The 16,759-nt window shown below is 64.6% G+C and carries 14 protein-coding genes; all 14 read right to left on the bottom strand.

Features of this window, described 5'->3' with window-relative positions; genetic code table 11:
• Positions 1–51: 51 nt before the first annotated feature.
• The 14 genes from GCT13_RS07480 to GCT13_RS07420 all read right to left on the bottom strand — a co-directional run bounded on the left by GCT13_RS07480 (position 52) and on the right by GCT13_RS07420 (position 16,606).
• Positions 52–1,500 (bottom strand): NAD-dependent succinate-semialdehyde dehydrogenase, encoded by a 1,449-nt coding sequence (locus tag GCT13_RS07480; RefSeq protein ID WP_152756489.1) that lies wholly within the window; start codon positions 1,498–1,500, stop codon positions 52–54.
• Between the two features lie 205 nt (positions 1,501–1,705).
• The gene (locus tag GCT13_RS07475; RefSeq protein WP_152756487.1) at positions 1,706–2,086 is read right to left on the bottom strand and encodes a PaaI family thioesterase; all 381 of its coding nucleotides are present in this window, start codon (positions 2,084–2,086) and stop codon (positions 1,706–1,708) included.
• A 103-nt stretch (positions 2,087–2,189) separates the two neighbouring features.
• Positions 2,190–3,203: a LacI family DNA-binding transcriptional regulator gene (locus GCT13_RS07470; RefSeq protein ID WP_321574230.1), complete on the bottom strand. Its 1,014-nt coding sequence runs from the start codon at positions 3,201–3,203 to the stop codon at positions 2,190–2,192.
• A 36-nt stretch (positions 3,204–3,239) separates the two neighbouring features.
• Positions 3,240–4,349: an ABC transporter ATP-binding protein gene (locus GCT13_RS07465; RefSeq protein WP_321574229.1), complete on the bottom strand. Its 1,110-nt coding sequence runs from the start codon at positions 4,347–4,349 to the stop codon at positions 3,240–3,242.
• A gap of 28 nt (positions 4,350–4,377) precedes the next feature.
• The gene (locus GCT13_RS07460) at positions 4,378–5,286 is read right to left on the bottom strand and encodes a carbohydrate ABC transporter permease (RefSeq protein WP_152756485.1); all 909 of its coding nucleotides are present in this window, start codon (positions 5,284–5,286) and stop codon (positions 4,378–4,380) included.
• Positions 5,286–6,269: a carbohydrate ABC transporter permease gene (locus GCT13_RS07455; protein ID WP_152756483.1), complete on the bottom strand. Its 984-nt coding sequence runs from the start codon at positions 6,267–6,269 to the stop codon at positions 5,286–5,288. Before GCT13_RS07455 ends, GCT13_RS07460 begins: the two co-directional genes overlap by 1 nt.
• A gap of 6 nt (positions 6,270–6,275) precedes the next feature.
• A complete protein-coding gene (locus GCT13_RS07450) occupies positions 6,276–7,520 on the bottom strand; it encodes an ABC transporter substrate-binding protein (protein ID WP_152756482.1) in 1,245 nt (414 codons plus the stop codon).
• A 112-nt stretch (positions 7,521–7,632) separates the two neighbouring features.
• Entirely contained in the window at positions 7,633–9,072 is a 1,440-nt protein-coding gene (locus tag GCT13_RS07445) for a GH1 family beta-glucosidase (RefSeq protein ID WP_321574228.1), read from the bottom strand.
• 307 nt (positions 9,073–9,379) lie between these two features.
• The gene (locus tag GCT13_RS07440; RefSeq protein WP_321574227.1) at positions 9,380–10,450 is read right to left on the bottom strand and encodes a hypothetical protein; all 1,071 of its coding nucleotides are present in this window, start codon (positions 10,448–10,450) and stop codon (positions 9,380–9,382) included.
• A gap of 240 nt (positions 10,451–10,690) precedes the next feature.
• Positions 10,691–10,864 (bottom strand): hypothetical protein, encoded by a 174-nt coding sequence (locus GCT13_RS48200; RefSeq protein WP_177200571.1) that lies wholly within the window; start codon positions 10,862–10,864, stop codon positions 10,691–10,693.
• Positions 10,865–10,959: 95 nt separating this feature from the next.
• Complete coding sequence (locus tag GCT13_RS07435; protein WP_321574247.1) at positions 10,960–12,786, bottom strand: diguanylate cyclase domain-containing protein; 1,827 nt, start codon at positions 12,784–12,786, stop codon at positions 10,960–10,962.
• Entirely contained in the window at positions 12,786–13,892 is a 1,107-nt protein-coding gene (locus GCT13_RS07430) for an ABC transporter substrate-binding protein (RefSeq protein WP_152756477.1), read from the bottom strand. Before GCT13_RS07430 ends, GCT13_RS07435 begins: the two co-directional genes overlap by 1 nt.
• A gap of 456 nt (positions 13,893–14,348) precedes the next feature.
• Positions 14,349–15,878: a HAMP domain-containing sensor histidine kinase gene (locus tag GCT13_RS07425; protein ID WP_321574226.1), complete on the bottom strand. Its 1,530-nt coding sequence runs from the start codon at positions 15,876–15,878 to the stop codon at positions 14,349–14,351.
• The gene (locus tag GCT13_RS07420; protein ID WP_152756473.1) at positions 15,875–16,606 is read right to left on the bottom strand and encodes a response regulator transcription factor; all 732 of its coding nucleotides are present in this window, start codon (positions 16,604–16,606) and stop codon (positions 15,875–15,877) included. Before GCT13_RS07420 ends, GCT13_RS07425 begins: the two co-directional genes overlap by 4 nt.
• Positions 16,607–16,759: the final 153 nt, after the last annotated feature.

Here is a 16,759-nt window from a genome sequence, read left to right as displayed (position 1 = left end):
CGATAAACCGCCCGCCGTTGCAGCGGGCGGCATGTGACGTTTGTGTAGACGTTAGGCGGCCATCACCGTCACGGCCTTCGTCACGAGATAAGCTTCCATCGCCTCCGGCCCGCCTTCCGAGCCGTAGCCCGAATCCTTCACGCCGCCGAACGGCATTTCCGGCGTCGGCGTGGCGGGCTGGTTGATCCACAGCATGCCGACTTCGAGGTTCTGCGACAGCAGATGCACGTTGCGGAACGACTTCGTGAACGCATAGCCTGCAAGACCATACGGCAGGCGGTTAGCTTCGGCGATCGCGTCTTCGAGCTTGTCGAAGCCGCGAATCGCAGCGACGGGACCGAACGGCTCGTTGTTGAACACATCGGCTTCGAGCGACACATTGGTCAGCACCGTCGGCGCGAAGAAGTTGCCTTCCGAGCCGACGCGCTCGCCGCCCGTCGCAATGGTCGCGCCCGTTGCGCGCGCGTTCTCGACGATGCTCGCCATCGCCGTCAGACGGCGCGGGTTCGCGAGCGGCCCGAGTTGCGTGCCTTCGGCGAGACCGTCGCCGATCTTCAGGCCTTCAGCATGCTTGATGAGCGCCGCCGCGAATTCTTCGCGGATACTGTTGTGCACGAGAAAGCGCGTCGGCGAAATGCAGACCTGCCCCGCGTTGCGGAACTTCGCCGCGCCCGCTGCCTTGACGGCGAGCGCGACGTCGGCATCTTCCGCGACGATCACGGGCGCGTGGCCGCCCAGTTCCATCGTCGCGCGCTTCATGTGCTGGCCGGCCATCGCGGCGAGTTGCTTGCCGACAGGCGTCGAGCCCGTGAACGTGACCTTGCGGATCACGGGATGCGGAATCAGGTAGCTCGAAATTTCGGCCGGGTCGCCGAACACGAGGCCGACGGTGCCGGCAGGCACGCCCGCATCGACGAATGCCTGCAGCAGGCCCGCGGGCGATGCGGGCGTCTCTTCAGGCGCTTTCACGAGGAACGAGCAGCCGCTTGCAAGCGCGGCGCTCAGCTTGCGCACGATCTGGTTGACGGGGAAGTTCCACGGCGTGAACGCGGCGACGGGGCCGATCGGCTCCTTGATCACGAGCGACTGCGCGTTCAGGTTGCGCGAGGGCACGATGCGGCCATAGACGCGGCGGCCTTCGTCGGCGAACCACTCGATGATGTCGGCAGCCGACAGCACTTCGATGCGCGCTTCGGCGAACGGCTTGCCCTGCTCCTGCGTCATCAGGCGCGCGATGCTTTCGGCGCGCTCGCGCACGAACGCGGCTGCCTTGCGCATCGTCGCGGCGCGCTCGTTGGCGGGCACCTTGCGCCACGCTTCGAAACCCTTTTGCGCCGCTTCCAGCGCGCGGTCCAGATCTGCCTTGCCCGCGTGCGCGACCTTGCCGATCGGCTTGCCCGTCGCGGGATTGATGACGTCGAGGGTCTTGCCGCTGGCGGCGTCGCACCACTCGTTGTTGATCAACAGACGGGTATCGGTGTAGCTGCTGGATGTGACCATGCTGTATTCCTGAAAGTGGAAAGTCGCCGGGCCGCGAGCGCTGCGCGCGGTCCGGATCGGGCTGCTGGGAACGTCGATCTTAGCCGATTGCGCGAATCCTTACCTGCGGGCCGCACGGCCCTCTGCCGTGCGAACGCCGAAAGCGTTACCGGTCACAACGCGTGGAGCGGCAAGGTTGCATCGTCATCGAAGGGGCGGCGCGGCGTCACGCGTACTTGAACACGCCCTGCGCACTCGCGATCAGCACCTTGTGGTCGACCCACGCTTCGGCGCGCGCAAAGAACACCGAGCGGCCACGGCGTTCGAGAAAGCCCTTGCCGATCACGTTTTCTCCGAGGCCCTTGTCGAGATAGCTGATGGTCAGCGACAGCGTGAACGCATGGATCGGATCGCCGTCGCTATAGAGGCCCGAGTAGCCCGCCGCCGCATCGAGCAGCGTGGCGATCGCGCCGCCTTGCAGCACGCGCTGACGGTTGAGCGTCGCGGGCCGGATCGGCATCGTGAGTTCGGCGTAGCCGTATTTCCATTCGGTCAATTCGACCGACAGCGATTCGAGAAAGGGATTGTCGAGAGTGGGTAGCTGCATCGCGGGCTCCTGGTGAGCCCTCAATGCTAATGCAGCCGCGCGCGCAGCGGGAAACGGCCTGCCCTTTTTCACATGCATGGCCGCCGCCGAAGGCAGCATGACATCACGCCGTTTTCGGCCGCCCCACCGACGCGCGCATCGTGACCGTCACTGGAAACTCGCGGAAGATCTCCGACTTCGTGCCATAGCACTGGTTGATCAGCCAGCGCACCGCGTTCTGCGTGAGCTGCGCGGTCGGAATATGCACCGACGTCAACGCGGGTGCCGCATAGACGGCCGAGTAGTCGTCGTCGTAGCCGATCACGGAGACATCGTCGGGCACCGAGATTCCCACTTGATGAAAACGCGCGAGCGCGCTGACGGCCATCATGTCGTTCGCGCAGAAGAGCCCCGTGAACGGCACCTTCGAATCGAGCAACTGGCATGTCGCCGCATAGCCGCCTTCTGGCGAGAAGTCGGATTCGATCAACGGCACCATATCGCGCGCGATGCCGTGACGCGCGAGCTCGTCGAAGAAGCCGTCGAGCCGCTCGATGTTGTCCGATGCCGTGAAAGGCCCTGAAATCACGGCGATTTGCCGGTGCCCATGTTCGAGCAGCGTCGCCGCGGCCAGTTCGCCGCCGCGCCGATGGTCCGCGCAGAACGACGCATCGGGCAATTGTTCGAACGAACGGTTCAGAAAGACCATCTTCGGATGCATCCGGTGCAACTCGTCGAGGTCTTCGTCATGCAGGTCGTGGCTGATCACGACGACGCCGTCGCAATCGCGCCCGATCAGAAAGCGCACGGCTTCGAGCGCCTGCTCGCGCGGCGACGATTGCCCGCAGCCCGTCGCCACGACCACATGCCGATGCACCGCGCGCAGCTCGAGATCGGTCTGCTTGAGGATCGTGCCGTAGTACGAGCCGAAGAACGTCGGCACGAACAGGCCGATGATGCCGAGCTGCTGCGTGGCCATCGCGCGGCCGATCGACGAAGGCCGGAAGTTGAGTTCGGCAATCGCGGCCTTCACGCGCGCGGCCGCTTCGGCCGATACAGGTCCTTTGCCGGAAATGGCGCGCGAGGCCGTCGACAGCCCCACGCCCGCCAGCTCCGCGACATCCTTGAGAGTCGCCACGGTATCTCCGTCCGCTTGTGTTGTTGCGCGTGCTGCTCAGAGGCGCGCGCCGCCAGCCTCGTCGAACAGCGATATATGCGCGCCGTCGATCGCAAACGCGATGGAATCGCCCACGGCAACGGGCGTTTTCTCCTGATCAATCGACGCGATCTGGATGCCATGATAATCGAGCCAGACAACGCGGTGGTTGCCCATTGGTTCGATAAGCGACACTTGTCCGCGTTGATCCGAATCCGCGCCGATCCGCACGCGCACGTCCTCGGGCCGCGCGCCGAGCACGCACGGCTCACCATGCGAGGGCTGCGCGGCGAACGCGTAACGCGACACGTCGACGTCGAGCTTCGCGCCCGTGAAGCGCACGCCGCCGCCTTGCACCGCGAGCGTGCCGTTGAGCAGGTTCATCGACGGCGAGCCGAGGAAGGTCGCGACGAAGAGATTCGCGGGCCGCGCGTACACTTCGGCGGGCGTGCCGAACTGCTGGATCACGCCGCTCTTCATCACGGCCATGCGCGTGGCGAGCGTCATCGCTTCGACCTGATCGTGCGTCACGTAGATCATCGTCGCGCCCAGGCGCTGATGCAGCTGCTTCAGTTCGCGGCGCAACTCCGTGCGCAGCTTCGCGTCGAGATTCGACAGCGGCTCGTCGAACAGGAACACATCGGCCTCGCGCACGATCGCGCGTCCGATCGCGACGCGCTGCCGCTGCCCGCCCGACAGCTGTGCGGGCTTGCGCTTGAGCAACGGGCCGAGTTGCAGCATGTCGGACGCGCGCGCGACGCGCCGCTCGATTTCCGCCTTCGGCGTGCCGTTGATGCGCAGCGCGAACGACAGATTGCGCTCGACGCTCATCGTCGGATAGAGCGCATACGACTGGAACACGAGCGCGACGCGCCGGTCTTTCGGATCGGCCCACGTCATGTCCTCGCCGCCGATCTCGATGCTGCCTTCCGTCACGTCGATCAGGCCCGCGATGCTGTGCAGCAACGTCGACTTGCCGCAGCCCGACGGACCGAGCAGCACGACGAATTCGCCCGCGCGCACGTCGAGATCGAGCGCGTCGATCACCGTGTTCGCGCCAAGCTGGATCTTCAGGTCGCGGACCGCGACGTTGGCCATGTTCGCCGCGGTTGCCAAATCGGTTGCCATATCAGCCTCGATCTCTGCTCTAGCTCTTCTAGCCCTTCACCGCGCCCGTCGCGATGCCGCGCACGAACCAGCGGCCCGAAACGAAATACACCGCAAGCGGCACGATCGAAGTCAGGATGGTCGCCGCCATGTTGACGTTGTAGATCTTCTCGCCCGTCGTCGTGTTGATGATGTTGTTGAGCTGCACCGTCATCGGCAAGTTCTTCGTGCCTGCGAACACGAGGCCGAGCAGGTAGTCGTTCCAGATGTTCGTCACCTGCAGGATCATCGCGACGACGATGATGGGCAGCGACATCGGCAGCATCAGCTGAAAGAAGATGCACCAGAAACCGCCGCCGTCGATGCGCGCGGCCTTGAACAGCTCCAGCGGAATGCCCGCGTAGTAGTTGCGGAACAGCAGCGTCATCACGGGCATGCCGAAGATCGTATGGATGATCACGATGCCCGGCAGCGAGCTGAACAGATGCACGCTCGCGAGCACGCGCACCATCGGATAGATCATCACCTGGTACGGAATGAACGCGCCGAGCAGCAGCACGCCGAACAAGAGCCCCGCGCCGCGCGGCCGCCAGAACGACAGCGCATAGCCGTTGATCGCGCCGATCACGATCGAGAACACCGTGCTCGGCACGACGATGCGCACCGAGTTCCAGAAGCCCACGCGAATGCCGTCGCAATCGAGGCCCGTGCACGCCGACTGCCACGCGTCGCCCCACGGCTGCAGCGTGAAGTGCACCGGCAGCGCTAGCAGATTGCCCAGACGTATCTCGCTCATCGGCTTGATCGATGTCACGAGCATCACGTAGAGCGGCAACAGGAAGAAGAGCGCGGCGACGATCAGAAAGCCGTATATGCCCAAACGTGACGGCGAAAAGCGCTTTTTTCGCGCATGACGGCGGCGCTGCGAATCGAAAGAAGATGGAAGCGTCGCGCTCATCACACCTCCTTGCGCAATGAAGCGCGGCTGCGCGCGTACAGGAACGGCGCAAGAATCGCGAGCACCGTCGCGAGCAGCACGATCGACGCCGCCGACGCGAGACCGATGTTCGCGCGCCCGAACAGATAGTCCATGATGAACTTCGCGGGCACTTCGCTCGCGGTGCCGGGACCGCCTTGCGTCATCGCGACGACGGCGTCGAACAGCTTCACCACGGCGACGAACAGCAGCACGAAAGCCGTCGATATCGACGGGCCGAGCATCGGTATCACGATGCTCACGTAGACGCGCCAGCGCGGAATGCCGTCGATGCGCGCGGCCTTCCACAATTCGTCGTCGATGCCCCGCAGGCCCGCGAGCATCACGGCCATCACGAGCCCCGACGCCTGCCACACGGTCGCGATCACGATCGTATAGATCACCCAGTCCTGATCGACGATCCAGTCGAAGCGCGCATGCGTGAAGCCTAACTTGTGCAGCAGCGACTGCGCGCCGAGTTCGGGATTGAGTATCCATTGCCACACGAGGCCCGTCGCGACGAACGACATCGCATACGGATACAGGAACACCGTGCGCAGCACGCCTTCCGCCATCACGCGCTGATCGATGAAGATCGCGAGCAGCGTGCCGATCACGAGGCACGCGACGATGAAGCACACGCCATAGATCGCGATGTGCTGCAGCGACACCAGCCAGCGGTCGTTATGAAAGAGCCGCGCGTATTGCGTGAAGCCCGCGAAGTCGCTCGACGGGAATGTGCGCGAGTTGCTGAGCGACACGCGCGCCGTCCACAGCATCGTGCCGAGATACGCGAAGACGACCGTCAGCATCATCGGGATCAGCGCGATCCACGCGGCGAGCGGCCAGTGCTTGCGCAGCGGCCGCGCGCGCGTTCTCGCCACGGGCGCGCCCTTCGTGCCCTTCGTACCTTTTGTGCCCTTCGCGGCCATCTCCGGCAACGCGTGCGACTTGAGCGTCCCCATCGCGCGTCAGCCCTTCAGTGCGCTCGCAAAGGCCTTTTGCGCATCGTCGACCGACTGGTTCTTGTTCCAGAAGTTCGTGATGACGTCCGTCAACGCGCCCTGCAAGTCGGGTGACACGAGCATCTCCGGATTCGGCAGCTGACGCGACTTGTCCTTCATGATCGCGATGCCCTCCTTCGCGCACATGTCGAGCTGGTTCACGTCGACGTCGGGCCGGATCGGAATCGAACCCTTCTTCGCGCTGAACGCGACCTGCGCCTGAGGCGACGTCATCACTGTCGCGAGCAGGTTCTGCGCCTTGATCGAATTCGCGTTGTCCGTCTTCGGAAACACGAACACGTCGCCCGCCACCAGATACGGAGAGTGCGGACCGAAGCCCGGGAAGCAGCCGAAGTCCTTGCCCGGCGACTGCTTCGCTGCCGAGAACTCGCCCTTCGCCCAGTCGCCCATGATCTGCACGCCCGCCTTGCCGGAGATCACGAGCGCCGTCGCGTCGTTCCAGTTGCGGCCCGGCGAACCCGGGTCGACATAGTCGTGCAGTTTCTTGAACGACGCGAGCACCTTCCTGAACGCATCGGAGTTGACGGCGTTCGCATCGCGGTCGCGATACACCTTCAGATAGAGATCGGGGCCGCCGACATCGGCGAACACGGCGTCGAACGTGATCTTTTCCTGCCACGGCTGGCCGCCGAGCGCGAGCGGTATCACGCCCGCCTTCTTCAGCCTGTCGAGATCGGAGAGAAATTCGTCGAAGTTCTTCGGGTCGCCGGCAATGCCCGCCTTCGCGAACACAGGCTTCGAATAGAAGAACCACGCGGGCATGTGGATGTCGACGGGCGCCGCATAGTAATGGCCGTTGACCTTGATGCTGTCGAGTATCGATTGCGGAAAGATGGCTGCCCAGTTCTCTTTCGCGGCGACGGCATCGACGTTGTTGAGGAGGCCCTGATCGATCAGGTCATGAAACTGCTTCGACGTGTTGAACTGCGCAGCCGTGGGCGGATCGCCGCCGACAATGCGATTGATCGCCGTCGCGCGCGCCTGGTCCGCGCCCGCCACCGCGTTGTCGACCCATTGGCCGCCTGCCTGGTTGTACGCGTCGGCGAACTGGCGGATGGCCGCCGACTCGCCGCCCGACGTCCACCAGTGGATCACATTGGCCTTCAGCGGCTCGGCGTGCGCGACGACACCCGCGATGGCCAGTGCGAGCGCGACAGCGCTTTTCAACCCCCATTGCTTCGTGCTGTTCATTCCGTCTCCTTCGGGATCGAGGCCCGATTTATCAGGTCGGCTGCGAACCAGGCAGCTTGATGCGGCCATGTGTCATTCTTTTGGGTCAACGCTTCGGGTCAATTCTTTTGGGTCAGTTCTTCTCGCTGCGCTCCCTGATGAACTTCGCGATCAGCTCGCCGCTGCGCTTGACGGTGCGCTGCTGCGTCGCGTAATCGACGTGCACGACGCCGAAGCGCCGCTCGTAGCCGAACGCCCATTCGAAGTTGTCCAGCAACGACCACACGAAGTAACCGCGAATATCGACGCCCTGCTTGACGGCCTGATCGGCGGCGGCCAGATGCCGCCTGAGGAACGCGATGCGTTGCGTGTCCTCGACGCGGCCGTCCCGCACCTTGTCGTCCGAAGCCATGCCGTTCTCGGTGATGTAAATGGGCGGCAGGTTCGGATACGCGCGATCGAAGCCGGTCAGCAGATCGCGCAGTCCGTCCGGACACACCTCCCAGCCCATCTGCGTGCGTTCGACATCGGGCAGCGGCACGTCGACGAAGCCGCGCGCGCCGTCGCTCTTCACGTTGGTGCGGAAATAATAGTTGATGCCGAGGAAATCGAGCGGCGTCGCGATGGTTTGCAGATCGCCTTCGAGCACGAGCGGTTCGGCGCCGGGCCACAGCTGCCACAGGTCCGCCGGATACTCGCCCTTGAGCAGCGGGTCCAGAATCCACGCGTTGTGCTGCACTTCGAACAGATGCGCGGCGCGCTGGTCCGCGGCGCTCGCCGACGCCGGCGTGCCGCGCCCGACGTTGGCGACGATGCCCTTCATCGACGCCGGATCGTTCGTGCGCAGCGCCTGCATGCCATGACCATGCGCGAGCAGCAGATGATGCATCGCCTGCGTCGCGTACCGCACGTTCGCGCGGCCCGGCGCATGATGACCGTTGCCATAGCCGAGAAACGCCGAGCACCACGGCTCGTTGAGCGTCATCCACGCATCGACGTGGCCCGACAGTTCGCGGCTCATCAGGTCAGCGTAATCGGCGAAGCGATAGATGGTCTCGCGGTTGAGCCAGCCGCCGCGTTCCTCCAGATGCTGCGGCAAATCCCAGTGATAAAGCGTGACGAAGGTCTGCAAGCCCTTGTCCTTGAGCTTGTCGAGCAGACGCTTGTAAAAGCCGATGCCCTTCGCGTTGGGACGGCCCGCTTCGTCCATCACGCGCGGCCATGCGATCGACAGCCGGTACGCTTCGAAGTTGAGCCGCGTGAGCAGTTCGAAATCGCTTTCCCACCGATGATAGTGATCGCAGGCCACGGCGCCCGTGTCGCCTGCGAGCACCTTGCCGGGCGTCGCCGAAAAGGTGTCCCAGATCGACGGCAGACGGCCGTCCTCGTCGACGGCACCTTCGATCTGATACGAAGCCGTCGCCGCGCCGAGCAGGAAGTCCTTGCGCCACAGCACGGAATCGGGCGGCGGCGTGAAGGGATCAATGTGGGAGTCGCTGCGGGAGCTTGTGTTCGTGTCCCGATGAGTATCGCGCTGGTCACGGTTGCCGGATGCCACTGCGTCGTATGCCACGGAACCTCCTCTCGCTGGACGGGTTGGATTCGTCGTTTGGGCCGACCGACTGGGCCGTGCGGAAGCATCGCGTGGAAGCGCTTCCACACTGACCAGCGCACGATAGCAGCGGCGCTTTCAGCGCAGCAATCAGGGTTTGTCTGGAGCGGGCCGAGGCTCTCGCGAGGCGCCATGCAACGGACATTGAAGGCGCATCGCTGACCTCTGCGAAGCCTTCGATGAAGAGACAAACGCAAACCGACAAACACAAAACGACGAACGGCGCATGTCGCGCCGTTCGTCGTTCGTCATTCGAAGCAAGCGTTCGTTATGCCCAGTGCGCGGGCACCCACACGCGGCCGACCCAGTGTCCCGGAATCCACACGACGGGACGCGGCTTCGGCGCGACGTAGACGACGTGCGGCGCGGGCGGCGGCACAGCGACGACGACGTGCGGCGCAGGCGGCGGAACCACGACGGGCGCCGGCGCAATCACGACGGCGGGAGGAGGCGGCGCGACGACGACAGGCGCGGGAGCCGGAACGGGAGCCGCGACGACCACGGTCGACGTCGGAGGCGGCGGCACAACCACGGGCGCCGGCACGACGACAGCTGCGCCGACCGTGGTCGTGGTGCCCGTCACCACCGTCGTTCCGCCCGTCGTGACGGTGCCGCCACGTACGACCGTGCCGCCCGTCGTCACCGTGTTGCCGTGCGTGCCCGTCGCGCTGCCCGATGTGACGACGACGCCGGGTGCGACGCTCGTCGCGCTGCCCGAATGCGTGACCGTTCCGCCGTTGCTGCCCGTCACGGTGCCCGAGCGCGAGCAGGTCCAGCCGGCGCAGTTCGTCGATGCCGAGTGGTTGTAGGTGTTGCCGTTGCCGCCCGTCACCGTGCCCGACGATGTGTATTGGCCAGGACCCGTGCGCGTCACGTCGCCGGACGTCGAGGCCGTTCTGCCATCCGAGCCCGTCATCGCGCCCGTGTGCGAGCAGCTGCCGTTCGCGCAACTGGTGTCGCCGGAGTGCTGGACCGAGCGTCCGTTGGGACCGTAGGCCGTACCCGTGTTCGAGAACTGGCCCGGCGCCGTGCGCGTCACGCTGCCTGAGTTGCTCGCGATGCCGCCGTACGGGCCCATCGCGCCGCCTGCATGGTTGCAGGTGCCGCCGCCGCACGACGCCGCATGCGCGCCGCTATACGTGCCGTGCGACGTGTAGGCCGTGCCGTGGCCGTACCATCCGGCCCACGCTGGCACGCTGACGAGCGATGCGCTTGCGCCGACCACGGCGGCCGCCGCTGCGAACGCGATGCGCCGCGAGACGCCGCGCGCGATCGTCGCGGACGACGAGCGCTTCAGCAGATCAGAAAACGAGGAGAAGAGTTGCGAGCGGATTTTCACGGCGGTGTCCTTCACGGTTCGGGCCACTTCGCAGATGCAGCGTGGCGACGGATCAAACTGTAGAAGAACCTGAACGCCAAGTCAGTTCAAAAACTATGTCGAGAAATGTCATGGCGGCGTGCAAAAACTGCCCGCGCGCGGTGGCCGTCGTGACCGCCGTGACATGAATGGAGCCGCGCGCGTCGGCGCATGGAAAAAGCCTGCAAAAAGCCTTTAAAAAGGCCGTGAAAATTTTGAAGACTATGGAGATCGATCCCGACCGCGCGCGCGAGTCGCGCCCGTGACGACGCCGATGCCCAGCAGGATAACGGCGACGATCGCAACGTAATGCTGCGCCACGTGCATGGTGATGAGAGCCCACGAGACGCCGCCAATGAAAATCAGCCAGCCGATCAGATAAATGACCAAGGTCATCCGGGTTCTCCTTTTCGCTTCGACACGCAAGCGTTTCGCAAGAAGCGTGCCGCCAGGCAGCGCGGAGATCCTGTGATTTGCGTCGTGCAAAAGGCTCAAGCGATCACGTCGGCCCCGTCTGCGGCGCGCTCGGCCCCGGCGGGTTCGCTCTGGCCCGCATGAATGTCGCGCCCGGTTCGCGCGGGCTGCATCGCGAGCACTTCCTGATACGAAATCCATGCGCCCGAACCGCCCGATTTCGCCGCATACATCGCGGCGTCCGCGTTGAGCAGGAGTGCTTCGGCTGAATCGCCGTCCGCCGGAAACTGGCTGATGCCGATGCTCGCGCCGACGGCCATCTGCCAATCGCCGACCATCACTTCGTCGTCGAGCGTGCGCACGATGCGCGCGGCGATCGCGGGCGCCGCATCGGCCGAGCGCTCGCCCTTCACAAGCACGATGAACTCGTCGCCGCCCAGCCGCGCGACCATATCGCCGCTATACAGCACGTGCTGCAAACGCCGCGCGACGATCGCGAGCACGTCGTCGCCGACCGAGTGGCCGTACTGATCGTTGATCTGCTTGAAGCGGTTCAGATCGATGAACAGCACGGCAAGCCGCTCGCCGTTCATCCTTGCCTCGTCGATCGCTGCCTCCAGCTTCTGCATGAACAGCATCCGGTTCGGCAGACCCGTGAGGCCATCGTGACTCGCGAGATGCGTGAGCTCGTGCTGCTTGCTGTGCAGCTCGTCCATTTGCAGATGGATTTCGCGCCGCATGCGGTCGAAGCAGCGCGCGAGCACGCCGATTTCGTCGGTGCGCTTGAGCGGCAGCGCCACCATCGCGTGCTCGGAGAAGAAGTGGGTTGCCGCGTCCGCGAGCAGATGCAGCGGCCGCGTCAGCGCGCGCGCAAAGAGAATGGCGAGCAGGATCGCGAACGCGCTGAAGATCAGCACCATGCGCACGATGCTGTCGCCGAGCATGTTCGCGCCCGTCAGCACGTCGTGCAGCGGCTTCGCGAGTCCGAGCACGATGAAGCGGTTGCCCTGCGATTCGCCGAACGGCCGGCGCACGAATGCGTAGACATGTCCATGCGCGTCTTTCGGCTGCGACAGCCCGTTCATCAGCACGGGCTGGGTCGACTGATCGAAAAGCGGTTTCGTCGCCGCAAAGCTGTCCTGCATGAAGACGCGCCGGCCCTTGTCGAAGCCGAAGGTCTGCGACGGGTCGGGATGCACGAGGAAATCGCCCCACTCGTTCGCGAGATACACCTGATAGTCGGCGGGCAGATCGGCCTGCGAGAGCCGCAGCAGGCTCGCCAGATCCACATCGATGACAACCGCGCCGACCACGTCGCCGTGCGGATCGGCGACGGGCGTGCCGACCCGCAGCGTCGGCTTGCCCTCCGCCGCATGCGCGCCGTGCTCGTGATTGACGGCGATCGGCGAAATGTAGATGCGCCCCGGCGTCAGCGCGAGCGTATCGAACACATACGCGAACTGGCCTTTTTCCTGCAACGCGCTTTCCTGCACGCGCACGGTGCCGCCCGCTTCGCGATCGATGCGGATCAGCTCCAGCCCGTAGCGATTGCGTGCGATGAGCCTGACTTGCAGATACTCCGGATGCTGCGCGATGAAGCTCGTGAACACCTGCGCGAGCCGGTCGAGCATCGGGTTTTCCAGCGACGTGCCGTCGTCGCTGATCGCGACGGCCGCCGCCGATGGCATCGTCGACAGCACGAGCGCATCGGCGGCGATGTCGGTGATGGCCATCGTGAAGCGCTGGCCGAGCAGTTCCGTCGACGTGAGCAGGCTGCGCTCGGCTTCGCGCACGAGCATCGTGCGGTTCGCCTGATACGCGTAGAAGCCCGTCGTGCCCGACGCGAGCACGCCGATCAGCGCGAGCAGCACCGAGAGCTTGAACGTGAGGCCCTGGCGCATGATCAGAAACGCTCCGGGCGGTCGCCCGATACGATGCGGCTCCACAGCGCCTCGCGCTTCTGGATGTCTTCGACGGGCTCGATCCAGATGATGTGGCTCTTGCCCGTGCTTTCGGGCGGCTCGGCAAGCGTGTTCGCGAGTCCCTGGCGCTGCGTCAGCAGCTGGCTGACGCCGGGTTCGAGCATGTAGTTGATCCACGCGAGCGCGAGCGGCCGGTTCGCGGCCGCGCTCGTCATCGACCAGCAGTCGAGCCATGCGAGCACGCCTTCGTCGGGAATCACATAGCCGACGTCGGCGCCCGCGCGGCGCAGCAGTTCGACCTGTTGCGTGCCGTAGTTGCCGAACATCAGCGCGGCCTTGTGCTGGACGAAATAGGCCGCGGCTTCCTCGGGCAGGTTGTAGTAGGTGAGCAGATTGCGCCGCAGATCGACCAGCTTGCGCGTGATCGTCTGGATCTGCGCGCCGTTCAGCTGGAACGGATTCGAATAGCCGAGCGCGAGCGCCGTGAACGAAAAATTGTGCTGCGCGCTGTTGTAGTCGAGCACCTTGCCGCGATAGCGCGGATTCCACAATTCGTTCATCGAATGCGGCGCGACGCTCACCTGCTTGCGGTCGTAGATGAGGCCCATCGTCGAATAGGTGAACGGAATCGCGTAGACGTTGCCTTGATTCGTGAGCCCTTCGATCGACGAGAGCGCGCGAAAGCGCGGCAACTGGCGGCTCGTGTTCGGCAAGCGCGCGAGGTCCAGCGGCGCGAGCAGATTCTCGTGCGCGTAGCGCTGGATTTCGGCCGTATTCGCCGCGAGCACGTCGAATTGCGGCTGCGAGCCCTGATGCATCTTGTCCCAGAGCGCTTCGTCGGAATCGACGAGCGTGACTTCGACTTTCGCGTGATAGCGGTCTTCGAATGTCTTGACGACGTCGGCATCGGCATAGCCCGGCCATGCGAGCACGCGCAACACGTTTTCGCCGGCACTCGCGTGCGCGATCAGCAGAAAGCTGCAAACGAAAAGGATGACCAGGTCAACGAAATGCCTTGAGTGCGCGTCGGTGCGTGCGATGCCCGAGGGCACGCTTCGCCGGGAAACACATGAGTAGCACCACCGCATTTCGTTTTCCTTTTTGCGATCCGTGTTCGATGCACTCCGAAACACACTTCAAACCGGCTTTCGTCCGACGCGGTCCCACGCGATGCGCTCGTTGCCGGCGTTGCACCGGCTGGCGCGTGCGAGGATACACGGTGTCGCGTCGCTTGCGAATGACGCGTGACGAAATCTTCGGCTGAAGGAACAGCAAGTCTAGCTGGAATCGCGCGCGCCAAAAACAGGCATGTCGGCGTCTACACGCTGATAACGGCGCAGGCGGGCGCATCTTTAACCCGTCGTTAACGATTAGAGCCCTCCATCTTTTCAAGCAGCGCTTCAGAAAATTTTAACGGCGAGATATTTCGCCTGTGTTTTAAACCCGCGTTTATTTTTGCCGCGCGTTTCGCTTTTGCCGACACTGCACGATGCGCACGCCATTCGCGCCATTCGCGCCATTCGCACATTTCGCTCGCACAGCGCTCACTGCGCGGATACGGCCACGCGTCCGCCCTTCTGCGCGGTGCCCGCCGGATGCAGCTCGAAGCAGAACGTCGTACCCGCCCCTTCGCGCTCGACGAGCCGTATCTGACTGTCGTTCAGTTGCAGCATGCGCTGGACGATCAGCAGACCGAGTCCGCCGCGATGCGCGCCGCCCGACGTGAACGGCCGCTGGAACAAACCCGCGCGCACGTCGGCGGGAATGCCGGGCCCCGTGTCGCTCACCGTCACCGACACCTTGCCGTCGCGCACCGCGAGATCGACCTCGACGGCCCCGTCATCGGGCGTATGACGAATTGCGTTGTCGAGCAGATTGGTCAGCACGCGCTCGATCATGCCGAGGTCCGCCGTCACGTTCGGCAAACGCGGCGCAATGCCCGCGCGCAACCGGATACGTCGCGCCTCCGCCGACAGCTCGAATTTCTGGAACACATCCTGAACCAGATCGACGAGCGAGAAGTCCTCCAGCGCGAGTTGCACGTTGCCGTGCTCGAGACGTGCAAGCTCGAACAACGACTGCGCGAGCTTGCCGACCTTCACGCTCTGCGCGAGTGCGATCGCGAGATAACGTTTGCGCTCCGTGTCGCTCAGCGAATCCGCTTTCATCGACAGCGTTTCGAGGTAGCCGTGCAGCGAAGTGAGCGGCGTGCGCAGATCATGAGAAATGTTCGCGACGAGTTCGCGCCGCTCCTGGTCCTGCTTCGTCAGCGCGCGCCATTGCTGGCCGATGCGCTCGGCCATCTGCGCGAACGTCGATTCGAGCGTCGCGATCTCGTCGCGCGAGCGGGACGGCGCCACGCGCGCAGCGGCTCCGCCCGGCGCGGAAACGGGAGGCTGCGCATCCGGCTCGCCGTTCGCGTCGAACTTGCGCATCGCGTCCGTCAGACGGCGCAGCGGCCGCGTGATCAGCCCGAACGCCACCACGCCCGCGACCAGCCCGCACAGCGCGACGACGCCCATCGACCACAACGTCGTGCGCAACACCGAACTCGCCCTGAAGCGCGCCGCGAGCTCGTCATGCGCTTCGCCTTGCAGCACGACATAGATGTAGCCGGGCGGCCGGCTGTCCGCATGCGGCAGCAGCGCCGCGCTGAACACCTTGCGGCCGTCGACGCTGCGCGGATCGTCGCCGAGTATCGGCAGCGGGTCGCCCGCGACGAACTTGCGCACGGGCGCAACGTCGACCTGCATCCGCTTCAGATGGCCGGCGGGCGCATCGTCGCCTTCGATACGTCCGTCCTGATCGAGCAGATACACTTCGACGCTCGGATTGACCACCATCAGCTGCCCGAAGATCTGCCGCAGCGCGTCCTTGCGCGCCGCGCCGCCGCTGTCGCCCGAGAGCGCCGGATTGCGCGCGATATGCGACGCGAGATCGCGCGACAGGCTCTGTATCACTTCCTTTTCGTGCAGATCGCTGGAGCGGATCTGCAGCCACGCCGACGCGCCGCAGCACGCGAGCAGCAACACGGAAAACACCAGCGACAGCCGCTGCGTCAACGACAGGTTCACGGCGCTTCTCCTTCGCGCGCGGCGGGATCGGCGACGAACTTGTAGCCGCGTCCCCATACCGTGAGGATGCGGGTGGGATCGGCGGGATCGGCCTCGATCTTCGCGCGCAGCCGGTTGATGTGCGTGTTGACCGTGTGCTCGTAGCCTTCGTGCTGATAGCCCCACACGGCATTGAGCAGGTCCATGCGCGAGAACACCTTGCCGGGACGGCTCGCGAAAAAGTACAGCAGGTCGAATTCGCGCGGCGTCAGCTCGATCCGCTTGCCATCGACGCTCGCCTCGCGTGTAAGGGGATCGACGAACAGGCCCGCGAGATTGAGGCTGCCCGACTCCATCCGCGCGTCCTTCGCCATTGCATCGGCGCGCCGCAGCAACGCCTTCACGCGCGCGACCAGTTCGAGCACGGAGAACGGCTTCGCGAGGTAGTCGTCGGCGCCCAGTTCGAGGCCGAGTATCCGGTGCACCTCGCTCGAACGCGCGCTCGTGATGATGATGGGCGTGTAGCGGGCCATCGCGCGGGCGCGCCGGCAAATCTCCAGACCGTCGACGCCCGGCAGCATCAGGTCGAGGATCAGCGCATCCCAGTTGCCCTGCTCCAGCAGCCGCAGGCCTTCGTTGCCGTCGGCGCTATGGACGACTTCATAGCGCTCGTCCCGCAGATGCAGGCTCAGCACATTCGCTATATCGACATCGTCTTCGACGATCAGTACGCGCTTCGGATGGTCCATCGGCTTGCTTGAATTGGAGGAAAAGCCGGATTAAACGCCGCATTGCAACGTTTACAGCTGTAGATATTGTGCAGAATTTTCGCGCGCCGAGTTATCACAATTAATTTAAGTTTCCGTGAGGACCCCGATACCACGGCGGACTTACGCTACGGC

The sequence above is a fragment of the Paraburkholderia franconis genome, assembly GCF_009362735.1.
GTDB classification, from domain to species: Bacteria; Pseudomonadota; Gammaproteobacteria; order Burkholderiales; family Burkholderiaceae; genus Paraburkholderia; species Paraburkholderia franconis.
The sequence above is the reverse complement of the archived record's forward strand: the minus strand, read 5'-3'. Positions and strand labels throughout refer to the sequence as shown.

Bases quoted from the DNA above. Each gene is read 5' to 3' on its own strand.
- GCT13_RS07480 (WP_152756489.1), bottom strand. From the start codon at position 1,500: ATGGTCACATCCAGCAGCTACACCGATACCCGTCTGTTGATCAACAAC.
- GCT13_RS07475 (WP_152756487.1), bottom strand. From the start codon at position 2,086: ATGCAGCTACCCACTCTCGACAATCCCTTTCTCGAATCGCTGTCGGTC.
- GCT13_RS07465 (WP_321574229.1), bottom strand. From the start codon at position 4,349: ATGGCAACCGATTTGGCAACCGCGGCGAACATGGCCAACGTCGCGGTC.
- GCT13_RS07460 (WP_152756485.1), bottom strand. From the start codon at position 5,286: ATGAGCGCGACGCTTCCATCTTCTTTCGATTCGCAGCGCCGCCGTCAT.
- GCT13_RS07455 (WP_152756483.1), bottom strand. From the start codon at position 6,269: ATGGGGACGCTCAAGTCGCACGCGTTGCCGGAGATGGCCGCGAAGGGC.
- GCT13_RS07450 (WP_152756482.1), bottom strand. From the start codon at position 7,520: ATGAACAGCACGAAGCAATGGGGGTTGAAAAGCGCTGTCGCGCTCGCA.
- GCT13_RS48200 (WP_177200571.1), bottom strand. From the start codon at position 10,864: ATGACCTTGGTCATTTATCTGATCGGCTGGCTGATTTTCATTGGCGGC.
- GCT13_RS07430 (WP_152756477.1), bottom strand. From the start codon at position 13,892: ATGCGGTGGTGCTACTCATGTGTTTCCCGGCGAAGCGTGCCCTCGGGC.
- GCT13_RS07420 (WP_152756473.1), bottom strand. From the start codon at position 16,606: ATGGACCATCCGAAGCGCGTACTGATCGTCGAAGACGATGTCGATATA.